This window comes from Pseudomonas sp. RIT-PI-r, assembly GCF_001297015.1.
Taxonomy (GTDB): Bacteria; Pseudomonadota; Gammaproteobacteria; order Pseudomonadales; family Pseudomonadaceae; genus Aquipseudomonas.
Genome location: NZ_LIGE01000022.1, coordinates 92,036 through 116,842, shown reverse-complemented (window position 1 = coordinate 116,842; position 24,807 = coordinate 92,036). Strand labels below are relative to the sequence as shown.

16 protein-coding genes are annotated in these 24,807 nt (G+C 59.6%); 11 read left to right on the top strand and 5 right to left on the bottom strand.

Features of this window, described 5'->3' with window-relative positions; all coding sequences use genetic code 11:
* Position 1 precedes the first annotated feature (1 nt).
* The 5 genes from AK821_RS08635 to AK821_RS08615 all read left to right on the top strand — a co-directional run bounded on the left by AK821_RS08635 (position 2) and on the right by AK821_RS08615 (position 7,926).
* The gene (locus AK821_RS08635) at positions 2 to 3,169 is read left to right on the top strand and encodes a hybrid sensor histidine kinase/response regulator (RefSeq protein WP_064389281.1); all 3,168 of its coding nucleotides are present in this window, start codon (positions 2 to 4) and stop codon (positions 3,167 to 3,169) included.
* A gap of 22 nt (positions 3,170 to 3,191) precedes the next feature.
* Positions 3,192 to 3,839: a response regulator gene (locus AK821_RS08630; RefSeq protein ID WP_064389280.1), complete on the top strand. Its 648-nt coding sequence runs from the start codon at positions 3,192 to 3,194 to the stop codon at positions 3,837 to 3,839.
* A 109-nt stretch (positions 3,840 to 3,948) separates the two neighbouring features.
* The gene (locus tag AK821_RS08625; protein WP_064389279.1) at positions 3,949 to 4,542 is read left to right on the top strand and encodes a fimbrial protein; all 594 of its coding nucleotides are present in this window, start codon (positions 3,949 to 3,951) and stop codon (positions 4,540 to 4,542) included.
* 72 nt (positions 4,543 to 4,614) lie between these two features.
* A complete protein-coding gene (locus AK821_RS08620) occupies positions 4,615 to 5,364 on the top strand; it encodes a fimbrial biogenesis chaperone (protein WP_064389278.1) in 750 nt (249 codons plus the stop codon).
* Between the two features lie 84 nt (positions 5,365 to 5,448).
* Positions 5,449 to 7,926 carry a fimbria/pilus outer membrane usher protein gene (locus AK821_RS08615; RefSeq protein ID WP_064389277.1) on the top strand — a complete coding sequence of 826 codons (2,478 nt, stop codon included), beginning with the start codon at positions 5,449 to 5,451 and terminating at the stop codon, positions 7,924 to 7,926.
* A 193-nt stretch (positions 7,927 to 8,119) separates the two neighbouring features.
* On the opposite strand, the gene AK821_RS08610 is transcribed toward AK821_RS08615, so the two are convergent.
* The 3 genes from AK821_RS08610 to AK821_RS08600 form a co-directional block, all read right to left on the bottom strand.
* Positions 8,120 to 11,794 carry a translocation/assembly module TamB domain-containing protein gene (locus tag AK821_RS08610; protein WP_064389276.1) on the bottom strand — a complete coding sequence of 1,225 codons (3,675 nt, stop codon included), beginning with the start codon at positions 11,792 to 11,794 and terminating at the stop codon, positions 8,120 to 8,122.
* Complete coding sequence (locus AK821_RS08605; RefSeq protein WP_064389275.1) at positions 11,791 to 13,518, bottom strand: autotransporter assembly complex protein TamA; 1,728 nt, start codon at positions 13,516 to 13,518, stop codon at positions 11,791 to 11,793. The genes AK821_RS08610 and AK821_RS08605 overlap by 4 nt, the downstream gene beginning before the upstream one ends.
* A 66-nt stretch (positions 13,519 to 13,584) precedes the next feature.
* Complete coding sequence (locus tag AK821_RS08600; RefSeq protein WP_064389274.1) at positions 13,585 to 14,235, bottom strand: GNAT family N-acetyltransferase; 651 nt, start codon at positions 14,233 to 14,235, stop codon at positions 13,585 to 13,587.
* A 296-nt stretch (positions 14,236 to 14,531) separates the two neighbouring features.
* Here AK821_RS08600 and xthA point away from each other — a divergent pair, with 296 nt between their 5' ends.
* Together xthA and AK821_RS08590 are read left to right on the top strand one after the other, a co-directional pair.
* Positions 14,532 to 15,344, top strand: coding sequence for an exodeoxyribonuclease III (gene xthA / locus AK821_RS08595; protein ID WP_064389273.1), 813 nt, complete (start codon positions 14,532 to 14,534; stop codon positions 15,342 to 15,344).
* Positions 15,345 to 15,532: 188 nt separating this feature from the next.
* Complete coding sequence (locus AK821_RS08590) at positions 15,533 to 16,867, top strand: substrate-binding domain-containing protein (protein WP_064389272.1); 1,335 nt, start codon at positions 15,533 to 15,535, stop codon at positions 16,865 to 16,867.
* A 145-nt stretch (positions 16,868 to 17,012) separates the two neighbouring features.
* Here AK821_RS08590 and AK821_RS08585 read toward each other — a convergent pair whose 3' ends face one another.
* On the bottom strand, positions 17,013 to 18,242 hold the full coding sequence (locus AK821_RS08585; protein WP_064389271.1) for an acyl-CoA dehydrogenase: 1,230 nt from the start codon (positions 18,240 to 18,242) through the stop codon (positions 17,013 to 17,015).
* A 185-nt stretch (positions 18,243 to 18,427) separates the two neighbouring features.
* Here AK821_RS08585 and AK821_RS08580 point away from each other — a divergent pair, with 185 nt between their 5' ends.
* From AK821_RS08580 to AK821_RS08570, 3 genes are all read left to right on the top strand, one after another.
* Positions 18,428 to 19,357 (top strand): LysR family transcriptional regulator, encoded by a 930-nt coding sequence (locus AK821_RS08580; protein ID WP_016986544.1) that lies wholly within the window; start codon positions 18,428 to 18,430, stop codon positions 19,355 to 19,357.
* Positions 19,358 to 19,534: 177 nt separating this feature from the next.
* Positions 19,535 to 19,933, top strand: a complete 399-nt coding sequence (locus AK821_RS08575) for a MerR family transcriptional regulator (protein WP_042559912.1) — start codon at positions 19,535 to 19,537, stop codon at positions 19,931 to 19,933.
* 145 nt (positions 19,934 to 20,078) lie between these two features.
* On the top strand, positions 20,079 to 20,978 hold the full coding sequence (locus tag AK821_RS08570; protein ID WP_064389270.1) for a hydroxymethylglutaryl-CoA lyase: 900 nt from the start codon (positions 20,079 to 20,081) through the stop codon (positions 20,976 to 20,978).
* Positions 20,979 to 21,648: 670 nt separating this feature from the next.
* Here AK821_RS08570 and AK821_RS08565 read toward each other — a convergent pair.
* Entirely contained in the window at positions 21,649 to 23,346 is a 1,698-nt protein-coding gene (locus AK821_RS08565; RefSeq protein WP_064389269.1) for an AMP-binding protein, read from the bottom strand.
* Between the two features lie 293 nt (positions 23,347 to 23,639).
* On the opposite strand from AK821_RS08565, the gene AK821_RS08560 reads away from it, so the two are divergent.
* Complete coding sequence (locus AK821_RS08560) at positions 23,640 to 24,803, top strand: isovaleryl-CoA dehydrogenase (protein ID WP_007917237.1); 1,164 nt, start codon at positions 23,640 to 23,642, stop codon at positions 24,801 to 24,803.
* Positions 24,804 to 24,807 lie beyond the last annotated feature (4 nt).

Below are 24,807 nucleotides of genomic sequence, written 5' to 3'. Positions count from 1 at the left end.
AATGCCGCATACCAATGCATTTCTGGACAAACTGGCCAGCAGTTCGCTGCGTTTGAACAAAACGCTGCTGCTGCTCGGCGCACTGGTGTTGCTGCTGTTGGGCATCAGCTATGTGGGGGTGCTGCGCATGCTCGAAGAGCAGCGCGACACCCTGCAGTTTCACTTCGCCCGATTGATGGAGAACATCCACGAGCAGGAAGTGTTTCTGCGCGATATCTCCCAGGCCAGTGCCAAGGGTCGATATTTCCCTTTGGTGGTGTTGCCCACCTATTCGCAAAAGCTGCTGCCCGATGAAGGTCCGAATATCTATGAAGGTCGCGGCTTGCCGTTTTCACTGCCGTTCAGTGTCAAGATCGATCCGAACAGAATCGCCGCCGACCAATACCCCAAGGTTTTCGCGCTGGGAAGTTATCTGGCCGCCTACTACAGCGCGTTCTGGGCGGCATCGCACTATCAGTCGCCGCAAGTGATCCTGCTCAATGGCCCCGACAATTTCGACGTGGCCGTGCCCTCCGCCGGGCGCTTGCGCGGTGCTGGCCCGATGCAGATCGGCGCGTTTGCCCAAGTCATGAGCCAGGTGAACCAGCACACACGCGAACAGCCTTCATCAGCGGCCGATCATCAAGTGCATTGGGCACCCTACCCGCCCACTCAGGACCACGAGGCAACACCGACGTTGCTGGCCTACGTCAGGATCAATCTGCTGCAGCCAACGCTGACCATCGAGGGCGCCGATTCCTGGGTGGTGGTCGGGACGCTGCTGAAACTGTCTCAGGTCAACAACATCGAGCGATTGATGGAGTGGTCGATTTACGATGACTTCACCTTGATCACCCCGGCCGGCGTGGTCCTGACCGGCGCACAGAGATCCGACCAGGTACTGGATGAGGGGATAAATTTCGACCGTGACGGCCTGGTGTTCAAACTGAGCAGCCCCGGCGCACAGCACTGGACCGCAATCTACGTCATCAGCCTGCGCAGTTTTCTCAGTTACGCGCTGTGGCCATTGCTGTGCCTCGTGGCGGTGGTGCTGGCGTTGCTTGGTTGCGGTCGCGTCATCAATCGCTGGTACACCGCGCGCGTGATCATCCCCGCGCAAAGTGCGCACGCGAGCATTGCCGAAAGCGAGGCGTTCAGCCGTGCGGTGATCGACACCGCGCCGACCGGCCTCTGTGTGATCCGCCGCAGCGATCACCAAGTGCTCCTGGAAAACCAGCGCGCCCAGCAATGGCACGACAGCAGCCGTTTGATGAGCCTGCTCAAGGCGCACAGCGAGTCCGGGCATGCCGATCTCGAGATCGACGGGCGTCATCTGCATCTGGCCTTCGTCTCGACGCGCTATCAAGGCCAGGATGCCTGGTTGTGTGCGTTGCATGACGTGACTCGGCATATCGAAGACGCCGCCGCTCTTGAAGAAGCCCGTCAGGCCGCCGACTCGGCCAACCAGGCCAAGAGCCGCTTCCTCGCCACCATGAGCCATGAGATTCGCACCCCTCTCTATGGCGTGCTGGGCACCCTCGAATTGCTCGGCCTGACGCCGCTCGCGCCGCGCCAGCAGGATTATCTGGACACCATCCAGCGCTCCTCCGCCAGCCTGTTCAAGCTGATCAGCGATGTGCTGGACGTGTCGAAGATCGAAGCCGGGCAAATGACCCTTGAGCTTCAGGACTTCTGTCCGCTAGAGCTGACTGAAGACGTAGTGCGCACTTACAGCGCCTTTGCCCGCGCCAAAGGCCTGCAACTGTATGCGTGCATCGATTCGACGTTGCCGGATCGACTGCGCGGTGACCCGTTGCGCATCCGCCAGATCCTCAACAACCTGCTGAGCAACGCGATCAAGTTTACCGACAACGGTCGCGTGGTGCTGCGCGTACGCGTGTTGCAAAACGCCGCCGATAACGCCGAAGTACAGTGGCAGGTCAGCGATTCGGGGGTGGGGATTTCCCAAGCGCAGCAACAGCAATTGTTCGACCCGTTCTATCAGGTCAACGACGCCGACAGTCAGGCCGGTGCGGGTCTGGGCCTGGCCATTTGCAAATGGCTGTGCGAGTTGATGCACGGCCAGTTGAGCGTGGTCAGCGAACCGGGACTGGGCAGCAGTTTTACCCTGCAACTCACGCTGGAGAACAGGCCGGGCAGTTTGGCCGACTGCCCCGCTTTCGTGGCCAGCAGCCCCGCCGTTTATGTACGTGCACCGATCAGCGAACTGGCGCTGCACCTGATGGCCTGGCTCAAGCGTTTTGGTCTGGATTGCCGCTTGGTGACGACCGAGATGCCGCCATCCTCGGCGCTGCTGGTGGACCTCACCCCGCTCGACAACGCCCCGCACTGGAGCGGGCCAAGGATCGTTGCCATTGCGGGCGGCCCCAATCCGGCGCAGCCAAGCGATGCAGACTGGGCGGTCGATGCCGACGATGTACGCGCGATTGCCTGGGCGATTTATCTGGCACAACACGGCGCCAATGCGCAGCGCCCCGCCGCGTTGCAGGCAAAGACTCGCCCACTGAATCTGCAGGTGCTGGTGGCCGAAGACAACGTGATCAACGCGGCGATCATCAAGGAACAACTGGAAGCCCTCGGCTGCTCGGTGATCGTCGCTGCGAATGGCGAACAGGCCCTGGCGCAGTGGGCGCCCGGCCGCTTCGATCTGCTGCTGACCGATGTCAACATGCCGGTCATGAACGGCTACCGGTTAGCTGAAGCAGTACGCCAGCAGGACTCGACACTGCCGATCATCGGCGTCACCGCCAACGCCCTGCGCGAAGAAGGCGAGCGCTGCGCCGCCGTCGGCATGAACGCGTGGATGGTCAAGCCGCTTAACCTTGCCACCCTGCGTACGCAACTTGAGCAACATTGCAAAATCGCTGTGCCCCCCGTTATCGATGCCCCGCCGCCGCTATCTGCAAAAATGCGCGAGTTGTTTGTCACCACCCTGCGCCAAGATATTCAGACCACCCTGGCGGCACTGGATGCGGCAGACGCCAACAGCGTGGCGCAGCAACTGCACAGCATGGCAGGGGCGCTGGGGGCGGTGCAGATCAATGCGCTGGCCAGCGCGTTTGTCGAGCTGGAATGTCGTTTGACCGGCATGGCCGTGACGCCCGCTCTGGCCGTGGCGGTGCGACAGAATCTGACGCGGCTGCAAGATCTGCTCGACTCCCTCGAATAACTTCACTCTGGATAAATCACTCATGGAAACCTTCAACGTTGTCATTGCCGATGATCACCCCATCGTGCTGCTGGGGGTGCGGGAACTGGTCGAGCGTGACCAACGCTTTCGCGTGGTGGGCGAAGCCGTTGGCTCCGATGAGCTGATCAAGCTGCTGGAGACCAAGCCTGTAGATCTGTTGATCACCGACTTCAACATGCCCGCCGCTTCGCCTTACGGTGACGGCCTGAAACTGGTGGAGTACTTGATAAGGCACTTTCCCAAGGTTCGGGTACTGGTACTGACGATGATTTCCAATCCGTTGATCCTCACGCGCCTGCAGGAACTGGGTGTGCTGGCGGTCATTCAGAAAAACCAGTTGCACGACGAAATCGAGACCGCACTCAGAGCCATCGCCAAAGGCAACCCGGTGCGCTGGCAGGCACCCGCGCCAACATCCGTAGTGAACGACGGCGCTGATCTGGACGAACGCTTTTCAAGGCTGTCGCCGAAGGAACATGAAATCCTGCGTTTGTTCGTTCAGGGCCAAGGCGTCAACGACATTGCCCGCCACTTGAACAGAAGTGCCAAGACCATCAGCACGCAGAAAATCTCGGCAATGCGCAAACTGGACGTCAGCAGCGACCAAGAGTTATTGACTTACTGCATAGAACGTAACTTGTTTAACTAATGAAAAAGACACTTTCCGGCAGTTTCCGAACTTCTAAGGATCGTCTGATGTTCCACCGGTAAACCGCATTTTATTGTGTTGCCTTATCCCCACCAATGGAAAAAGCAACATGAAAAAGTTGTCCCGAACGCTTCTCGCCCTTTCGATGTTTGCTGCGGCCGGCAATGTCCTGGCAGCCGACCCGCCAGTGACCCCGACCAAAGCCGGCAGCGGCACCATCAACTTCACCGGCACCATCAACAACGACGCCTGTTCGGTTGAAAGCGCCGGCAAGGACAAAACCATCTCCGTCGCCATGGGGGAAGTGTCGATCAAGGACATGGGCACCGCCACCGCGCCGAAAGGCAACGGTACGTTGAGCGTCGAGAACTTCGACATGAAGATCAACTGCAACGCCGGCACCAAGGTTGCGATGATCTTTGAACCGACCAAGGGCGCCGGCTCGGGCATCGAACCTGGCACTAAAGTGCTGCGACTGATCAGCGGCCTGGGGGCTGCAAAAGGCATCGGTATCGCCTTGCTCGACGCCAATGGCGCCGTGATCGACTTGAGTTCGCCAGCCACCGCGAAGATCGAAAACACCCTGCAGGACAGCAATACCACACTGAAATTTTCGGCCGCCTACGTCACCACGGTTGACCCGAAACTGGCTGTTGCCGGTCGCGGCGACGCCACCCTGCCGTTCACCCTGCAATACGAATAACCCGCGCGAACTTTCGAACCCGGTGCGGGGCCTCGCGGCCCCGTGCTTTCAATTATCTGCGCGGTAGCCATCATGTTTTATCGTCATTCATTGTCGTTTTGTGCGGGCCTGCTGGGTCTGTTGATAGTTAATCAGGCCACGGCCGGGATTTCCTTGAGCAGCACCCGCCTGGTCTTCGACGGCCAGCACAAGGAAGCCGGCATCACCGTGCGCAACAGCGGTGAAGACGTGTTGATCCAGTCATGGATCGACACCGATGCCAGCGAAACCGCTTCCGTGCCGTTTGCGGTGACGCCGCCGCTGGTGCGCGTCAGCGGCGAAGAACAGCAAATACTGCGGGTCATCTACGAAGGCACCGGCATGCCGACCGACCGCGAATCGGTGGTCTGGCTCAACGTGCAGGAAATCCCCCAGACCGCGAAGACCGAAAACACCTTGCAGCTCGCCGTACGCCAGCGCATCAAGGTGTTCTTCCGCCCCGCAGGCATGAAAAACAACGCGTATCTGGCACCGGGTGAATTGACCTGGCGCCTGGCCGAGCGCGCCGGCAAAAGCGTGCTGGTGGTGAACAACCCCGGTCTTTATCACGTGTCGATTGCCGATATCACCCTGCAATCCGGCGCACTCAGCGAGCATCCGTTTGACTCGCTGATGATCGCCCCCGGCGAACGCAAAGAGTTCGCCCTAAAACAACTTCACTCGACGAACACGCCAACTTTGTTGTTCAGCAGCATTAATGACTATGGCGCCCAAGATCGTTTTACCGCGCAACTTTCCAACAGCGCCGAAACCCGCGCTCGCCCAAAGAACGAATCTCCATAAGTCGCGAGTCGCTTTGATAGCGCACTTTCACTGTATTTCTCTTCGCTCCGTTAGTTCGTATCGGAGGTGATATAGGGTTCCTGCATGTTTTTACTCAAACGCGACGGCCTGGCATCGTTGTTGATCGCCTCGGCTATCAGCACAGCGTGCCAGGCTGATGGCGATGAACAGTTCAATACGTCGTTTCTGCAAGGCGCCGCGTCCACCGTCGATGTGCAATCGCTGCTCGCCAGCAACAGCGTACTCCCCGGCAACTACCGGGTTGACCTCTACAGCAACGACACGCTGGTCGGTCGTCGCGACATCGATTTCCGACGCCACCCCGGCAGCGGCAAAATTCAGGCCTGCCTGACCCTGGAGACGGTCCAGCAGTTGGGCGTCGACATTGCCCGGTTGCAGGCCAGCGGCAAACTCGACGCTGACGATCCAAACGCCTGCCTCGACCTCCCCGCATTGATCGAGCATGCCACCGTGCGCTATGACGTGCCGCGCTTGCGTTTGCTGGTCAGCGTGCCGCAAAGCGCCATGGAGCGCGGTCGACGTGGCTACGTCGACCCGGCCCTGTGGGACGAAGGCGTGCCGGCGGCATTTATCAACTATCAAGTGAGCAGCAACCGCAATAGCACGCAGACCGCCGACACGATTTCCAACAACGTCGGCCTGCGCAACGGCATCAACCTCGGTGGCTGGCGCCTGCGCAACGAGTCCAACTTCAACAGCAGCACCGGCCAGCCGAGTAAGTTCAAGAGCAACCGCAGCTATCTGCAACATGACCTGACCGCGCTGAAGGGCCAGTTCAGCGCCGGGGATATTTTTTCCGATGCCGACCTGTTCGACAGCGTGCGTTATCGCGGCCTGAAACTGGCTTCCGACGACGGCATGCGCGCCGACAGCGAACGCGGCTATGCACCGATCATTCGCGGGATTGCACAGTCCAGCGCCACCGTGGAAATTCGCCAGAACAACTACATCCTCTACACCACCAACGTGCCGCCGGGTCCATTCGAGATCAGCGATATTTATCCCAGTGGCTCCAACGGTGATCTGGAAGTGACGATTATCGAGGCCGACGGTCAGCGCCGGGTGACGGTGCAGGCGTTTTCCAGCCTGCCGATCATGGTGCGCCAAGGGCAGTTGAAATACAGCGTCTCGGTCGGCCGCTACAACAGCAACAGCGACGATCAGCAGTCGCCGCAGTTTCTCAGCAGCACGCTGGCCTATGGTGTCAGCAGTAACTTGTCCGGCATTGTCGGCGTACAAGCGACCGAGGACTTCCAGGCGTTGTCCGTGGGCGCAGGGCGCAATACACCCATCGGCGCCGTGTCGCTCGACGTGACGCATTCCGCCAGTCGCACCTTTGGCCAAGTGGTCAAAGGCAACAGCTTGCGGGCGCTGTACGCCAAGACCTTTACCGGTACCGACACCAGCTTCACCCTCGCTGCCTATCGCTATTCGACCGAGGGCTATCGCACCCTCACCGAGCACGTCGAGGAACTGAGCAACGAAGGCGAGAAGCGCACGGGCAACTCGAAAACCCGCACCGACCTGACCGTCAACCAGAGCCTGGGGCGTAACCAGCAATTTGGCAGCGTCTACCTCAACGCCAGTGACCAGCGCTATTGGGGCCGCGGTGGCTCGCAAAGCCTGTCGGCGGGTTACAGCAACTATTGGGGCGAAGTCAGTTACAACCTCGGCGCCACCTACACCAAGGATATCGGCAACTATGGGCCGGCGAACAACGACACCCTGGTCAACCTGTCACTGTCTTTTCCGCTGGGTTCGAAACCTCGTGCACCCCGCGCCTTTGTTTCCGCCAGTACACAGAAAGCCACCGACAGCACTCAGGTCGGGATCAACGGCTACCTGACGCAAGGCAGCGACACTTATTACTCGGTGCAGGGCGGCACCAGCAGCACCGGTGGCAGCAGCGGTTCAGCCAACCTCAGCACCCGCACCTCGGTGATGGACATCAGCGCCGGATACAGCCAGGGGCGCGGCTACAACTCGCAGAACCTTAATCTGGCCGGCTCGATCGTCGGTCACGGCGGCGGTATCAACCTGGGCCAAACCGTCGGTGAGACGTTTGCACTGGCGCAGGTCGAAGGCGTTTCCGGGGTGAAAATCGGCAGCTTCTCCGGGGCGAAAACCGGGCGTAACGGCTATGCCGTGGTGCCCAATGCGCAACCCTATCGGGTCAACTGGATCAACCTCGACACCCGCGATCTGGGCGCCGATATCGAAATTGACAATGCGACCCGGCAAGTGGTGCCGCGCCGTGGAGCAGTGGTGCTGGCGCGCTATGCCAGCAAGACTGGACGGCGCGTGCAATTTGCCTTGTTCGATGCGCAGCGCCAGCCGATCCCGTTCGGTGCTTCGCTGGAAGACAGCGCCGGCAAACAACTGGCGATCTCCGACCCGAGCGGCAAAGCACTGGCGCTGGTGGAAAGCGACACCGGCAGCCTCGTCATCGTCTGGCAAGGCCAGCGCTGCGAGGCGCCTTACACACTGCCGGAACGCAATAAGGCGCTGAACTATGAGCGGGTGTCGCTGGTGTGCCGGTAACACAAAATTCTAGCCCGCCACAGATCAATGCAGGAGTGAGCCTGCTCGCGATCAGGCCATCAGACGCACCATTGATGTTGACCGAAACAACGCCATCGCGAGCAGGCTCACTCCTACAAAGGGAACGCATTCCCAATGTAAGAGCGAGCCTGCTCGCGAAGGCCGCGCCTCGGTTCAAATAACCAGTTACGATCTAGAAATCGCGCTTGTAGAAAATATCCAGCGAACTGGCCACACCACTGGCCGCCTCGACATACACCTTCTTGCTCAGCTTGTAACGCAACGCGATGGTGCTGGCCGGTTCAAACACGCCGACGCCATAACGCAAACTGAGCTTCTCGGTAATATTGCCGCTGGCCACCACGCTGGTGGCATCGCCGCTGCCTGCGGTGTCGAGCTGGAAGTCCTGAATGCCCAGATCCTTGGCCAGGCCGCTGGTGACCCCGGAGCTGCCCATCAAGCCCAGACCCAACGCCGCTTGCGCGAGCATGTTGTTGTCCTCGCCGCTGGTACTCAGCGGACGGCCCAGCACCAGATAGGACAAGGCCTGCTCCTGACTCATCGCCGGTTCGGAGAAGATCTGCGTGGTCGGTTGCTCGGCGCTGCCGCTCAGGCGGATACCGGCGATCACGTCGTCGGTCTGGCGAATCGCTTCGATGTCCAGATACGGCTGATCGAGGGGACCTGCGAACAACAGACGCGCACGGCGCACTTGCAGGCGCTGGCCGTAGGCACCGTAGCGGCCGTCGTTGAGCCACAGTTCACCACGGGTGTCCATGTTGTCGCCAATGTGCACATGCCCTTGCACGTTGGCGGTCAGACCAAAGCCGGCAAAAGCCAGTTTGTCCTCACCGACCACCACGTCGATGTCCATTTTCATGGCCATCGGCGGTTTTCCCTCTTCGGTCTGCGCGCCGACGATGATCGTGTCGTCGGAGACTTTCACCGTTGACGGCGGCAGCTCCCGCACGGTGATTTCGCCTTTGGGCACCTGCACTTTGCCGGCGATTTTCAGTTCGTCGCCAGCCATGGAAATCTTCAGGTCCGGCGCCACTTCAAGCTTGGCGTACGGCTCGACGGTGACCGGTAATTGCGTGCCTTTCAATGCCAGATCAACCACCAGCGCCTGGCCCCAGGCAACGTTACCGTTGAGGCTGCCCTGCCCGCTCTTGCCGCTTTTCCAGCCGCCGTCAAGGCGTACCGATTCGCCGGCAATCAGGGCGGTGAGTTGCAGGTTCTGCAGCTCCATCGGCAACTCGGCGCCGGACACTTCGCCGTCGCTCAGTTGCACGGTGCCGTTGACCAGCGGCGCCAGCAATCCACCAGAGATGGTGCCGCTGCCGTTGAGGCGTCCGGTGAGTTTCTCGACCATCGGCACAAACGGCCGCGCCACCGACAAGTCCAGCCCGGAAAGACGGAACGAGCCGCTCAGTGGTTTGTTTTTCGGCAACGGATTGAGCTGCGCCTGCACCATCAGTTCGCCGAGTTTGCCGCCGACGAAATTGAGTTCGGTGTCGACGCGTTTCGGCGTCAGTTTGCTGGTGAGTTTCAGGGTCTGGTACGGGAAGTCCAGCCACTGATCCTTGTCCTTCATGCGCAAAGTGCCGCCGCTGGCGTCGACACTGACCACGCCGTTCGGGCCGCTGGCCGGCAGATCCAGTTGCAGATCGGCGTTGAGCCTGCCTTTCCAGGCGAAGTCTTTTGGCAGCCATTGCGCCAGGCTTTCGATCGGAAATTGCTTGAGGTGGTAGCGCAGTTTCGGCTCCGGCATCAGGCGCTGATCTTCACCACACAGGCTGGCATCGCCGGACACCCAGCAATGCGCACCGAAGTTGATTTTGCCGTCGGCCAGACGCTCAAGTTTGGCCGGGCTTTGCAGTTTCCAGTCCTGGCCACCGGCCTGAATGTCGCCACTGGCCAGGCGCCCGCGCCAGTTGCCCTTGTCCAGATTGCCGTCCAGGCCAAGGGCCAGTTTCAGCTGCGGCCCGATCAGGTCGAGGTTGAGTTTCTGGTTCTTGATGTCGCCTTGAGCGCTGGCGGTCAACACGCCCAGGTTGGTATCGCCGGCCTGAATGCCGCTGCCCTTCAGATCGATTTTCGCCCGTTGCGCACTGTCGAGCGTGGCGTCGAGGTTGAGGCTTTGCAGGCGATTGTCCTGGAAGGCCAATTGCGAACCCTGCAGACCGAGCTTGCCCTGTGGCGCTTTCAACGTGCCGGCGACATTGACCTGGCCGTTGACCTGCCCGCGCAGTTGCGGCCAGAGCTGAGCCAGTCGCGACAACTTGATGTCGATCTGCCCGGTGAGTTTCTGTTGCAGGCTGCCCTTGCCGCTGATGCTGTTGTCGCCAAGGCGGATTTGCAGGGCATTCAGGTTCCATTGTTCACCAGCGCCGTCGGCCTTGGCTTGCAGGATCGCCGGTTGGCCGCGCAGTTTGCCTTTCAAGTCGAGGTCAGCGGTGAGGCTCAGGCGTTCATTCTTCATTTCACCTGTGCTTTTCAGCGGCCCGGCCAAAGTGCCCGGCAACTCGGCGACCCAGTACGCCGGATTCAGCGCCGACAGCTCCAGCGCCGTGTCCCAGGCGATGCCGTCGGCGAACTGGACATTGACGTGCCCTTCCGCTTTGCCCTGCCCGGCCTCCATTTTCAACTGCGGCAAAGCGATCTGTTTAAGGCTGCCGCTGAACGGACTGCTCAGGGTAAACGCCCCCGCCGGGCCATCCAGTGCGGCGGCGAAGTTACCGAGATATTGGCCGTCGGTGTAGGAAACCTCGCCGGTGAAGGTGCGCAAAGCGACCTGTGGCTCGTCGATTTCGTTATAGAGCCGATGCCACGGAAAATCCTGCCAGTTGATGTTGGCTTGCGCGCTGAGGCCTTTGCTCCAGTCGACGCTGCCGGAGAGTTTCAGGCTTTGTTTGTCGTTGGCGGTCAGGTCGAGACCGGCAATCTGCGCGCCGCTGGCGTCGACCTTGCCTTGGAGCAGCAGCGCCACCGGGCCTTTGTCGGCCGGCAGTGTGGCGTTGCCGTTGAGCTGATAACCGTTTTTCAGGTCGCCTTCGCCGGTCAGCAGCAGTTGATTGAGTTGCAGGGTGTCCGGCAGGTCAGCGCTAGGTTTGAACGCCTCGGAAGTGATGCGTACTTTTGCCGGCAGGTTTTCCGCCAGCGGTTGCAGCTCGCCGCTCAACTGGCCGTCGAGGTAACCCCGGCTGTCGGCGTGCAGATTGAGGGTTTTCAACAGGTCGCCGTCGACTTTCAACGCCAGTGTCCACGGATCGGTGCCCGGCGATGGCAACGTCAGGTCACCGGCCATGTTCAGCGGCCAGTTGCCGGTTGGCGCGAGGGTGCCGGACAGGTTCAGACTGAGGTCGTCGCGCTGCAATTTCACGCTGTCGATCTGCATGCCTTGGGCGGTCCAGTGCGCCGCCAGTTGCAAGCCCTTGAGCTGCTCGCTGCCGTTGAACAACAGGCTGCCGACCTGCACATCGCCCAATTCGATGGCCACCGGCAATTGCAGATCCGGCAGTTTGATCGGGCCACTCTCGGTGGTTTCTTCACTTGGCGGGAATTGCAGAATCACCTGATCAGCCTTGAGCTGTTCGATGCACAAGGTCATGCGCGTCAGGCACAGCGGCGACCAGGCGAAGATCGCCTTGTTCAGTTCGACGCGGCTGCTGTCTTGCTGCCACAGCAGATGATCGGCGCTCCATTGCCCACCGAGGCGACCCTGGAAATTCTCCACCGTCAGCCCCGGCACGAGGCCGAGCACCCAACGGCTGCCAGCCGCGGTGCCGAGTACGACGCTGATACTCAATACAATCAACAACACCAGCGCCAACAGCGCCAGTGCCGTTATTTTCAAACCACGCTTCACAGCTCAGGCCCCATGGAAAAGTGCAGCCGGATGCCGCCGTCGTCATCGAGTGCGTGGGCCAGGTCGAGGCGGATCGGCCCCACCGGCGAGACCCAGCGCACACCAATACCGACTCCGGTCTTGAGGTTCGGCAGTTCGAGTTTGTTGAAAGAGTTGCCCTGGTCGACGAAGGTCGCGACGCGCCATTTCTCGGCGATCGAGTATTGATACTCGACGCTACCGGCGACCATGTAGCGGCCACCGATGCGATCACCGTCGGAGTTTTTCGGCGACAGGCTCTGGTAGTCGTAACCGCGCACGCTCTGATCGCCACCGGCGAAGAAGCGCAGCGACGGCGGAATCGAGTTGTAGCCATTGGTGGCGCTGCCGCCGACTTGAACACGACCGAGCAAGCGGTGTTTGTCGAACACCGTGGTCAGCCCCTTGACCAGCGCGGTGCCATATAAAAGGTTGTTGTCCGAGCCGAGGCCTTCTTTCGCCACTTTGCTTTCGAAGCTCAAGCGATAGCCGTTGTGCGGGTCGATGCGGTTGTCGCTTTTCAGGTACGAATAACTGATGCCGGGCATCAGCAAGGTACTCAGGCCCGAGTCGTCGCCGAGTTCATATTCCTCGCGCTGCCACTTCAGCGAAATCACCCGCTGCCAGCCGCTCGGTAATTTGCTGTGCCATTCCGGGCCGAAGGTCAGCAGTTTGCTCAGTGTGTCGGAGCCGTCGATGTCTTCGAATTGATAACCGCCGGCCCAACGCAGTTTGTCGGTCAGCGGCGGGGCGAGCGGGATGTCATAGAACAGCCCGACGTTTTGTCGTGGCGCCGACAGTTCGGCTTCCCAGCCATAGCTGTCGCCTTGTGGGTTGACCCAGTGGCGTGTCCCGTTGGCTTTGATGCGCGGGCCGACGTCGGTCGAATAACCGAGACCCAGGCCCATGGTGCGCGGCTTGCGCGTGTCGAGTTTGACGTCCACCGGGATTACGTCGTTTTTCGCGGCAGTCGGCGCCGCGTCGACGCGTACGCCTTCGAAGTAACCGCTCGATTGCAGATCGCGGTTGAGTTCGGCGATCAGCTCGGAGTCGTACGGCTCGCCTTCCTTGAACGGCACCATGCGTTGCAGCAGGTCTTCGTCGAACGGCGTGTCGCCTTCGAATTTGACTTTGCCCAGCGCATAACGCGGGCCGCTTTGGTAGATCAGTTCGACGTCGGCGACACCGGCGCGCGGGTCGACCAGGAGTTTCTGACTGGTGAAATGGCCACTGAAGAAACCGAAGCGCGAGGCCTGATTCTGAATCAGTCGTTTGGCGTCTTCGTAACGGCCATGGTTGAGCACCGCGCCGGACTTGAGCACGTCGCTTTTCGGGACACGAAAGGATTTGAGGGAGGCAGCCGGACCGTCAACACGGATGGTAACGTTGCGCAGGCGGATCGGCTCGCCGGGATCGATGTTCAGCACCAGACGCGGTTTTTTGCCGCCCTTGACGTCACTTTCGATCTGCGGCTGGTAGTAGCCCAACGCCTGAGCCGCTTTGCGCGCCTGCTCTTCGGCACCGCGACTGAAGCGCTGCAGGGCTTCTTCGTCACGATCGCCGAGGCTGCCGATATAGCCTTCTATATTGGCCTTGAGTTCATCGTTGGACGGTTTGATCCGCACATCCAATTCACTTTGCGCCAGCGCCGCGCAGCTGGTTAACAGCATGAGCACGCCACTGGTAAATCTTCCTGGAAACTTCATAGGCGCGGATGCTATCACGGGCTTGGGAGCGTGATAGAACAGGAAATTTCCCAAGAAGTTCGATTGTCATGCTGTTGCAGTTTGTAACACCTGCGGATTGGCGTGGAAAAACACGTGTTCGCGCACCGGCCCGACAGCAACTTCGCCGATCTCTTGGTAACCCTGCCTTTTATAGAATTCCAGATAGCGCGGGTTGCCGGTGTCGAGCACCACGCCTTGCGAGGTTTCGTCCACCGCGCACCAGTTGTGTACGGCAGTCAGCAGTTGCTCGCCAAAGTGCTTGCCCTGAAATTGTGGGTGAATCCCCAGCAATGGCAGCATGTGCACCGAATCGCTGGGTACGCAGGCAGCCACGGCATCGTGGTATTCCAGATAGCGGCGGGTACAGCGGAAACCGGTGCTGAGCACCATACGCAGGCGCCACGCCCAACTCTCGGTGATGCCCAGGCGACGTTGCGGCGGCGCGATCAGGGCGATGCCGATCAAGCGGTCGTTGACCAGCAGGCCGATGGCGGGCAAGTCCTGCAGAAAATGCTGTTTGACCAGTTCGCGCACTGTGGCCCGCACACGTTGCTCGTAGCCGGGGCGCTCGGCTTCGAACAGGTAGCCGAAGGTCGGCTCGTGGCGATAGGCCTGATACAGCAGCGAGCGGGCTTCGCGGGAGTAGCCGCGGTCGAGCATATGAATGTCGGCGATGGCGGTCTGGGTTTCAGGCATGACGGTGATTCTCCCCGGGGCGCGTGCAAATGACCGCGCTCTTGTTGGTACGAACCTTTTGCGGGTGGCGTGGTTCCCCACAGGTATAGACCAAGTCGGCATCTTCATCGACTGGGCGGGCGCTATCGCGAGCAGGCTCACTCCTACATTTGGAATGCGTTCCCCTGTAGGAGTGAGCCTGCTCGCGATGGCGCCATTGCAGACACCACCAATCCCACAGGCCAAAATGATTTCTCCCACACTGGCCCATTTCCCCCCTGTCAGCTAGCATCGCCCTTTTGCCAGGACTGCCGACCATGAAGATCGTTTCCTTCAACATCAACGGACTGCGCGCCCGTCCGCATCAGCTGGCAGCGCTGATCGAAAAACACCAGCCGGACGTCATCGGCCTGCAGGAAACCAAGGTCCACGACGACCAGTTTCCGCTCGAAGAAGTCCGCGCCCTCGGCTACCACGTTTATTTCCATGGCCAGAAAGGCCATTACGGCGTGGCGATGCTCTCGCGCAAGGAGCCGATCGCCATCCATAAAGGTTTCGCCACCGACGAAGAAGACGCCCAGCGCCGCTTTATCTGGGGCACCTTCGCCGACGCCAATGGCGTGCCGGTGACCATCATGAACGGCTATTTCCCCCAGGGTGAAAGCCGCGACCATCCGACCAAATTCCCGGCCAAGCAGCGTTTCTACAGCGATCTGCAAGCGCTGCTGGAAAGCCAGTTCCACAACGAACAGCCGCTGGTGGTGATGGGCGATGTGAACATTTCCCCGGAAGACTGCGACATCGGCATCGGCCCGGACAACATGAAGCGCTGGCTGAAAACCGGCAAATGCAGCTTCCTGCCGGAAGAACGCGAGTGGATGGCGCGCTTGAAGAACTGGGGTCTGACCGACAGTTATCGTCACCTGAATCCGGACGTGACCGACATGTTCAGCTGGTTCGACTACCGCAGCCGAGGCTTTGAAGATGAGCCGAAGCGTGGGCTGCGCATCGATGTGATTCTGGCGTCCCATGGTTTGTTGCCACGGGTGAAGGCAGCGGGCGTGGACTACGAACTGCGCGGGATGGAAAAACCGTCCGATCATGCGCCGATCTGGCTTGAACTAAGCTGATCCCAAGCCTTACGCAATCCCTGTAGGAGTGAGCCTGCTCGCGATAGCGGTGGATCAATCAACTTAGATATTGACTGATCCACCGCTATCGCGAGCAGGCTCACTCCTACATTGGTTGGTTGTCATCTTTCGGTCACGCGCCTGACTTAATCTCCCCGGCAATCCCCTTGGCTTGATTCGGTGCCGGCATGACCCTGCGTGTTCTGTTCGTTTTTCTGCTGAGCGCATGGCTGACGGTGTCTGCCGCCGTTTTGCCGGTGCCGGACGACGGCCCGGCGTTGCGCATTCAAGGCTCCAACACCATCGGCGCCGAACTCGGCCCGGCGCTGGTTGAAGGTTTGCTGCAGGAGCAAGGCCTGCTGAAAATCCACCGCGAAACCCCGGACAACGCCAACGAACAGCGCATTGTCGGCCAGACCGCGCAAGGTAAACGCGTGGTCATCGAAGTCGCCGCCCATGGCTCCAGCACCGGTTTTGCCGCATTGAAAAACGCCAGCGCCGATCTGGCTGCGTCTTCCCGCGAGATCAAAGACAGCGAGTTGCAGACTTTGCAATCGCTCGGCGATCTGAAAAGCCCTGCCGCCGAACAAGTCATCGCCATCGATGGCCTGGCGATCATCCTGCATCCCAATAATCCGCTGCAGCAACTGGACACTGAGCAACTGGCGCGGATCTTTGCCGGCGAAGTGAAAAGCTGGGAAGACCTCGGTGGGCGCGGCGGTTCGATTCATTTATATGCGCGCGATGATCAATCCGGCACCTACGACACGTTTAAAGAACTGGTCCTCAGTCGTCGCGGGAAAAGTCTGAGCAGCAACGCGAAAAGGTTTGAGTCCAGCGAGCAATTGTCCGACGCCGTCAGCACGGATCCGCAGGGCATCGGTTTCATCGGTTTGCCTTACGTGCGTCAGGCCAAAGCCGTGGCCATCGCCGATGGCGCGTCGCAATCAATGTTGCCGCAGAACAGCCTGATCGCCACAGAAGACTATCCACTGTCGCGGCGCTTGTTCTTCTATCTGCCACCCAACAGCAAAAATCCCTGGACACAGGCCTTGGTGACATTTGCGCAAAGTCGTCAGGGTCAGGCAATCGTCGCCGCCAACGGTTTTATCAGCCAGACCGTGCACGCCATGAGCGTGGCGCCGAATGCGCTGATGCCCGAGGGTTATCAATCCCTCAGCCGTCACGCCCAGCGTCTGACAGTGAATTTCCGTTTTGAAGAAGGCAGCGCGAACCTCGACAACAAGGCGCGTCAGGATCTGGCGCGGGTGATCGACTATATAAAGAGGCATGACAAAAGCGAGCGTGCGGTGACACTGGTCGGGTTTGGTGATGCCAAGGATGACCCCGCGCGGGCGGATCTGCTGTCGAAGCTGCGGGCGATGGCGGTGCGGCGGGAGTTGGTGAAGAACGGCGTGGTGTTGCGCGAGGTTCGCGGGTTTGGCGCGTTGATGCCGGTGGCGGCGAACAATGCGGATGAGGGGCGGATCAAGAATCGCCGGGTTGAGGTTTGGGTGTATTGAGCCTGATGTTGTTGTGTTGAACCGGCTTACGTCATCGCTGGCAAGCCAGCTCCCACAGGTTTCTCTGGTGTTCACAAAATTTGTGTTCACTGGAGATCCCTGTGGGAGCTGGCTTGCCAGCGATGAACGATAACGCGGTGCCAGATCAGCGCTCGCTACGCAGCATTTCCTTCGGCACATACTTGCCGATCTCGAACTTGCCGATCGCCGCGCGGTGTACTTCGTCCGGGCCATCGGCCAGACGCAATGTCCGTTGCATCGCATACATATAAGCCAGCGGGAAATCGTTCGACACCCCTGCCCCGCCATGCATCTGGATCGCCCGGTCGATCACGCGCAGCGCGACGTTTGGCGCCACAACCTTGATCTGCGCGATTTCGCTTTTCGCCACTTTGTTACCGACGGTGTCCATCATGTACGCCGCTTTCAATGTCAGCAGGCGCGCCATGTCGATTTCCATCCGCGAGTCGGCGATCTTGTCGACGTTACCGCCCAGACGCGCCAGCGGTTTGCCAAAGGCAGTGCGGCTCACCGAGCGCTTGCACATCAATTCCAGGGCACGTTCGGCCATGCCGATCGAACGCATGCAGTGGTGAATTCGGCCTGGGCCAAGACGACCCTGGGCGATTTCGAAACCGCGTCCTTCACCGAGCAGGACGTTTTCGTACGGCACGCGCACGTTGTCGAACAGCACTTCAGCGTGGCCGTGTGGCGCATCGTCGTAACCGAACACCGGCAACGGACGGACAATCTTCACGCCGGGGGTGTCGACTGGCACAAGGATCATCGAGTGCTGCGCATGACGCGGTGCATCGGGATTGCTCAGGCCCATGAAGATGAGGATCTTGCAGCGCGGGTCGCAGGCGCCGGAGGTCCACCATTTTTTACCGTTGATCACCCACTCGTCGCCATCACGTACAGCGCGCGCGGCCATGTTGGTGGCGTCGGACGAGGCGACGTCCGGTTCGGTCATGGCGAACGCCGAACGAATCTCGCCGCGCAGCAGCGGTTCGAGCCAGCGCTGTTTCTGTTCTTCGTTGGCGTAGCGCACCAGCACTTCCATGTTGCCGGTGTCCGGTGCCGAGCAGTTGAACGGCTCAGGCCCGAGCAAGGAGCGGCCCATGATTTCCGCCAGTGGCGCGTATTCGAGGTTGCTCAGACCGGCACCGAGTTCCGATTCCGGCAGGAACAGATTCCACAGGCCTTCGGCTTTGGCACGGGCTTTGAGCTCTTCCATGATCGCCGTCGGCTGCCAGCGATCGCCTTCGGAGACCTGGCGCTCGAACACGGCTTCGGCCGGGTAAACGTATGTGTCCATGAACGCTGTCACGCGCTCACGCAGTTCTTGCACCTTGGGCGAATAAGCGAAATCCATGAGCAGCTCCCGATGGTTAAGGCAGTTCTTTGGCAGAGGTTGTTTCAGTCATGCAATCGATGCTAGAACAGCGTTGATAATTTACCTAGCCTATTCTCGGCGTGTATAAACATTCATCACCGATATATGATCGGCTGATTGCCAGCCCCTAAAACACCGCCCTAAATAACAAGAGAAGCCGCGTTATGAATCTGAGTAAGGTCGACCTCAACCTTTTCATCGTCTTCGACGCGATCTATACCGAAGCCAACCTGACCCGCGCCGGGCAGATTGTCGGCATCACTCAGCCAGCGGTATCCAACGCATTGGCACGGTTGCGCGAGACCTTTAACGATCCGCTGTTCGTGCGCACCGCGCAGGGCATGGTGCCGACGCCGATGGCGCAGAACATCATCGGCCCGGTGCGCAACGCTCTGTCGTTGCTGCGCGTGTCGGTTCAGGAAAGTCGCATATTCAACCCGGCGCAAGCGGTCAAGACTTACCGCATCAGTATGACTGACCTCACCGAAGCGGTGATTCTGCCGCCGCTGTTTCAGCGCCTGCGCCGCCTGGCGCCGACCGTCATCATTGAAAGTTTTCTGTCCAAGCGCCGCGAGACCACCAAAGAGCTGGCCGCCGGGCGTCTGGATTTCGCCGTGGATGCGCCGCTCAACACCGACCCGCAGGTGCGTCACGTCAAGCTGATGGAAGACCGTTACGTCTGCGCAATGCGCAAGGGTCATCCGATGGCGGGCAAGGAAAAACTGTCGCTGGATGATTATCTGTCGCTGACGCATATCCATATTTCAAGCCGCCGCAGTGGTCTGGGCTATGTCGATCTGGCGCTGGGTAAAATGGGCATTCAGCGCAAGATTGCCCTGCGTTCGCAGCATTACTTGATGGCGTCGCAGGTGATGCAGCAGACCGACATGGTCATGACCGTGCCGGAGCGCTTCGCCCGTCGCCATGAACTGCAGGCGTTCAATCTGCCAGTCAATGATGTGCCGCCGGTGGAGACGCACCTGTATTGGCATGAAAGCACTGACCAGGACCCGGCGAATCGCTGGATGCGCGAGCAGATGATCGAGTTGTGCCAGCAGGTGACGGCGCAGGAGAAGAAGCTCGATAAGGTGTAGGGCTTTGAACCGCGGCGCTGCTATCGCGAGCAGGCTCACTCCTACATGTGGAATGCGTTCCCTGTAGGAGCGAGCCTGCTCGCGAAGGGGCCATCAAATACAACACAAACCATCCCACTTGACGTAAACGTCAACCTGCCATTAGCTTAGCGCCAAGTCCTTTTTCCGAGCGCTTCCATGAGCAGTCAGACCTACAGCATTTCCGACCTCGCCCGCGAGCTGGACATCACCACCCGGGCGATCCGCTTTTATGAAGAGCAAGGCCTGCTCAGCCCTGAGCGCCGCGGCCAGGAACGCATCTATTCGCCGCGCGACAAGGTCAGCCTGAAGCTGATCCTGCGCGGCAAACGCATCGGTTTCTCCCTGGCCGAATGCCGCGAACTGATCGAGCTCTACGATCCGTCCAGCGGTAACACCAAACAGCTCAACAGCATGCTGGCGAAAATCAGCGAACGCCGCGAACAGCTTGAGCAGCAGTTGCTCGATATCGAACAGATGAAGCTGGAACTCGATACGGCTGAAGAGCGCTGCGTGCAGGCGCTGGAGCAAACCCTCAAAAGCCAGCAGGCGATCTGACAAACAACACACATCCCCTGTAGGAGTGAGCCTGCTCGCGATAGCGGTGTATCAGTCGAACAAATATTATCTGACACACCGCTATCGCGAGCAGGCTCACTCCTACAAGGGTTCTCCACAAATTCAAAAGAGCAGGTCAACCGCCATGTCCCTCCCCTCCCAAGTACGTCTGATCGAAGTCGGCCCGCGCGATGGCCTGCAGAACGAAGCCCAGCCGATCAGCGTTGCCGACAAGGTGCAACTGGTCGATGCCCTCAGCGCCGCCGGCCTTGGCTATATCGAGGTCGGCAGTTTCGTTTCGCCCAAATGGGTGCCGCAGATGGCCGGTTCTGCCGAGGTGTTCGCGCAGATCCAGCGCAAACCCGGCGTGACCTACGGCGCACTGGCACCGAACCTGCGCGGGTTCGAAGACGCCATCGCCGCCGGGGTCAAGGAAGTCGCGGTGTTCGCCGCTGCGTCCGAAGCGTTCTCGCAGCGCAACATCAACTGCTCGATCAGCGAAAGCCTGGCGCGCTTTGCGCCGATCATGGACGCGGCGAAACAACACGGCGTTACCGTGCGCGGTTACGTGTCCTGTGTGCTCGGTTGCCCGTACGAAGGCACGGTGGCGCCGGAGCAAGTGGCGGTGGTCGCGCGTGAGCTATACGCGATGGGCTGCTACGAAGTATCGCTGGGCGACACCATCGGCACCGGCACGGCTGGCGCGACTCGCCGCTTGTTTGAAGTGGTATCAGCGCAAGTGCCACGGGAGAAACTCGCCGGGCATTTCCACGACACTTACGGCCAGGCCATGGCCAACATCTACGCCAGCCTGCTCGAAGGCATTTCGGTGTTCGACAGCTCTATCGCGGGCCTCGGCGGCTGTCCGTACGCCAAAGGCGCGAGCGGTAACGTTGCCACCGAAGACGTTGTGTACCTGCTCAATGGCCTCGGTATCGAAACCGGAATCGACCTGGACGCCTTGATTGCCGCGGGTCAGCAGATCAGCGCAGTGCTCGGTCGCCCGAGCGGTTCGCGCGTGGCCAAGGCTCGAAGCGCACAGTGAGGGGGAAAGGTGTTACCGCTGTGTCGGGAATGTGGGGTTCAAGCGAGTAACACGGAAACAAATTGTCTGGTTTCGCTGGAGTGAAAATTCGCTGAAATTCTCAAGCCTTTGTTTTATAAGGTTTTTTAAAAGTTGGCACGGCTTCTGCTATCTCTATGACATAACAAGAATAAAAAGCAGCAAACCAATAAAAATAAGACGTAACGACTCTGACATAACAAAAACAACACGGCAGAGACGCAGCTAACAGATTTTTTTGGAGAAGGTGTGCTTTTCAGGGTGCTCTCAGGAGTGACCCGCAACCGGGCAGAGAACAATAAAACTACCGTCAGGTAGCCCCCGAATCGGTTGGATCGTTTAACGAGAAAGCAGATCAGCGCTCAAAAAAATACGTTTGCTCTTGACCCCGGATGGGGGTCGCCAAAAACAGCGGTAAAGGGCCACGGTTGCCAAAAACAACAACAGACCGACCCTCAATAATAAAAAAAGAGCACGCGACGACAAAATTAAAGGGGAGCCTCGGCTCCCCTTTGTGCTTTCTGTGATTTGTGTTTTCACTGCGTATCCCTTGTAGGAGTGAGCCTGCTCGCGATAGCGTTGTGTCAGTCGATGAAAATATTGACTGGTAAACCGCTATCGCGAGCAGGCTCACTCCTACAGGGGGTTCGTGTCAGGCCTGCTTTTCGCGTAGCTCTTCGATACTGATCTCGCGCATCCTGAATTTCTGAATCTTGCCCGTCACCGTCATCGGAAACTCTTCAACGAACTTGAAGTGCCGTGGCGTCTTGAAGTGCGCGATGCGCTCCTTGCACCAGGTTTGCAGTTCCAGTTCGGAAGCGTTGTGGCCGGGGTGAAATTTGATCCAGGCAACAATCTCCTCACCGTAACGCGAGCATGGAATGCCGATCACCTGCACATCCGCCACCGCCGGATGGGTGAAGAAAAACTCTTCCAGCTCACGCGGGTAAATGTTTTCGCCGCCGCGAATGATCATGTCCTTGTTACGCCCGGCAATGTTGACGTAACCCTCCTCGTTCATGCTCGCCAGGTCGCCGGTGTGCATCCAGCCTGCCTCATCGATGGCTTCGGCCGTGGCTTGCGGATTGTTCCAGTAACCGAGCATCACGCTGTAACCACGGGTGCACAGTTCGCCGATGGTGCCGCGCGGCACGAGGTTGCCGGCCTCGTCGATGATCTTGCTTTCCAGTTGCGGCTGCGTGCGGCCGACGGTGGTGACGCGCAATTCCAGTTCGTCGTTCGGCCCGGTTTGCAGTGACACCGGGCTGGTTTCAGTCATGCCGTAGGCGATCTGCACTTCGCTCATGTGCATTTCGCTGATGACTCGACGCATGACTTCGATCGGGCACGTGGCGCCGGCCATGATTCCGGTGCGCAGGCTCGACAGCTCGAATTCGCCGCGTTGCGGCTGGTCGAGCATGGCGATGAACATGGTCGGCACGCCGTAGAGGCCGGTGGCTTTTTCTTCGGCGACGGTTTGCAGGGTCAACAACGGGTCGAACGCGTCGTTGGGGTAAATCATCGTGCTGCCGTGGGTGATGCAGCCGAGGTTGCCCATGACCATGCCGAAGCAGTGGTACAGCGGCACCGGGATCACCAGCCGATCGAGCGGGGTCAGGCCAATGCTCTCGCCGACCATGTAACCGTTGTTGAGGATGTTGTAGTGGCTGAGGGTCGCGCCCTTGGGGAAACCGGTGGTGCCGGAGGTGTACTGGATGTTTACCGGTTGATCGAAGTGCAGGCTGTCGCTGCGTTCGCTGAGTTGTTGTGGGGAGATGCTCGCGGCCATATCCGCGAGTTGCGACCACGGCAGAAAGCCTGAAGGGGGTTGTGCGTCGAGGCTGATCACTCCACGCAAGTCCGGTAGACGCTCGCTGCGCAGTTGGCCGATGGATTGTTCGGTCAGTTCCGGCACCAGGCCCTGCAACATGCCGTGGTAGTTGGAGGATTTGAACGCCCCGGCGCAGACCAGCCATTGGCAGCCGGATTGTTTCAGCACGTATTCCAGTTCGGAGCTGCGGTAGGCCGGGTTGACGTTGACCAGGATCACGCCGATTTTCGCTGTGGCGAATTGGGTGATGCACCACTGTGCACAGTTTGGAGCCCAGATACCAAGGCGATCGCCGGCCTGCAAACCCAGGGCGAGCAGCGCTTTGGCATGCAGGTCCACCGCGTCGGCCAGTTGTCGCCAGGAATAGCGCAGTTGCTGATGGCGCACGACGAGCGCTTCACCGTTGGGGTATCGCGCAACGGTCTGATCGAACTTCTGCCCGATGGTCATCGCCAGCAAGGCTTTGTCCTGAGAGCCACGGGTATAGCTGCGCTGCGGGTTTGCACTGGGTTGATCCATGACGACCCCTATTGTCTTTATTTATGGGTTGCCGACGGTCACTTGTTGGAGTGAGCCTGCTCGCGATCTCGATCCATCAGTCAACATTTACGTCGACTGACACAACGCGATCGCGAGCAGGCTCACTCCTACAAAAACTAATCAGCTTTCAATCTTGAACTGCCCCTACTCTCGCTCAAGTTGACGTTAACGTAAAGGGCGATTGACAGCCATCCGTCACAGGCTTACGTTAACGTAAAGGTGAGAGCTAGTGACCGCTCTCCCCACCCTACAAAAAAGCCAAAAGGTGACCCATGAGCTACCCATCCCTGAACTTCGCCCTCGGTGAAACCATCGACATGCTGCGCGATCAGGTTCAGTCCTTTGTCGCCAAGGAGATCGCCCCGCGCGCGGCGCAGATCGACAGCGACAACCTGTTCCCCGCCGACATGTGGCGCAAATTCGGTGACATGGGCCTGCTCGGCATCACCGTGCCGGAAGAGTACGGCGGCGCGGGTCTGGGTTACTTGGCGCACGTGGTGGCGATGGAAGAAATCAGCCGTGGCTCGGCCTCGGTGGCTTTGTCCTACGGCGCGCACTCCAACCTCTGCGTCAACCAGATCAACCGCAACGGCAACCACGAACAGAAAAGCAAATACCTGCCGAAACTGATCAGTGGCGAGCACGTCGGCGCACTGGCGATGAGCGAACCCAACGCCGGTTCCGACGTGGTGTCGATGAAGCTGCGCGCCGACAAGCGCGGCGACCGTTTCGTCCTCAACGGCAGCAAAACCTGGATCACCAACGGCCCTGACGCCAACACTTACGTGATCTACGCCAAGACCGATCTGGAAAAAGGCCCGCACGGCATCACCGCCTTCATCGTCGAGCGCGACTGGAAAGGCTTCAGCCGCAGCAACAAGTTCGACAAGCTCGGCATGCGCGGTTCCAACACCTGCGAACTGTTCTTCGATGACGTTGAAGTGCCGGAAGAAAACATCCTCGGCGTGCTCAACGGCGGCGTCAAAGTACTGATGAGCGGCCTCGATTACGAGCGAGTGGTTCTCTCCGGTGGCCCGACCGGGATCATGCAGTCATGCATGGACCTGATCGTGCCGTACATCCACGACCGCAAACAGTTCGGCCAGAGCATCGGTGAATTCCAGCTGATCCAGGGCAAAGTCGCCGACATGTACACCCAACTCAACGCCAGCCGCGCCTATCTCTATGCGGTTGCCCAGGCTTGCGAGCGTGGCGAAACCACCCGTAAAGATGCCGCCGGGGTAATCCTCTACACCGCCGAACGCGCCACGCAAATGGCCCTCGACGCGATCCAGATTCTCGGCGGTAACGGTTACATCAACGAATTCCCGGCGGGCCGTCTGCTGCGTGACGCCAAGCTGTACGAAATCGGTGCCGGTACCAGTGAGATCCGTCGCATGCTGATCGGTCGCGAACTGTTCAACGAAACCCGCTAAACGG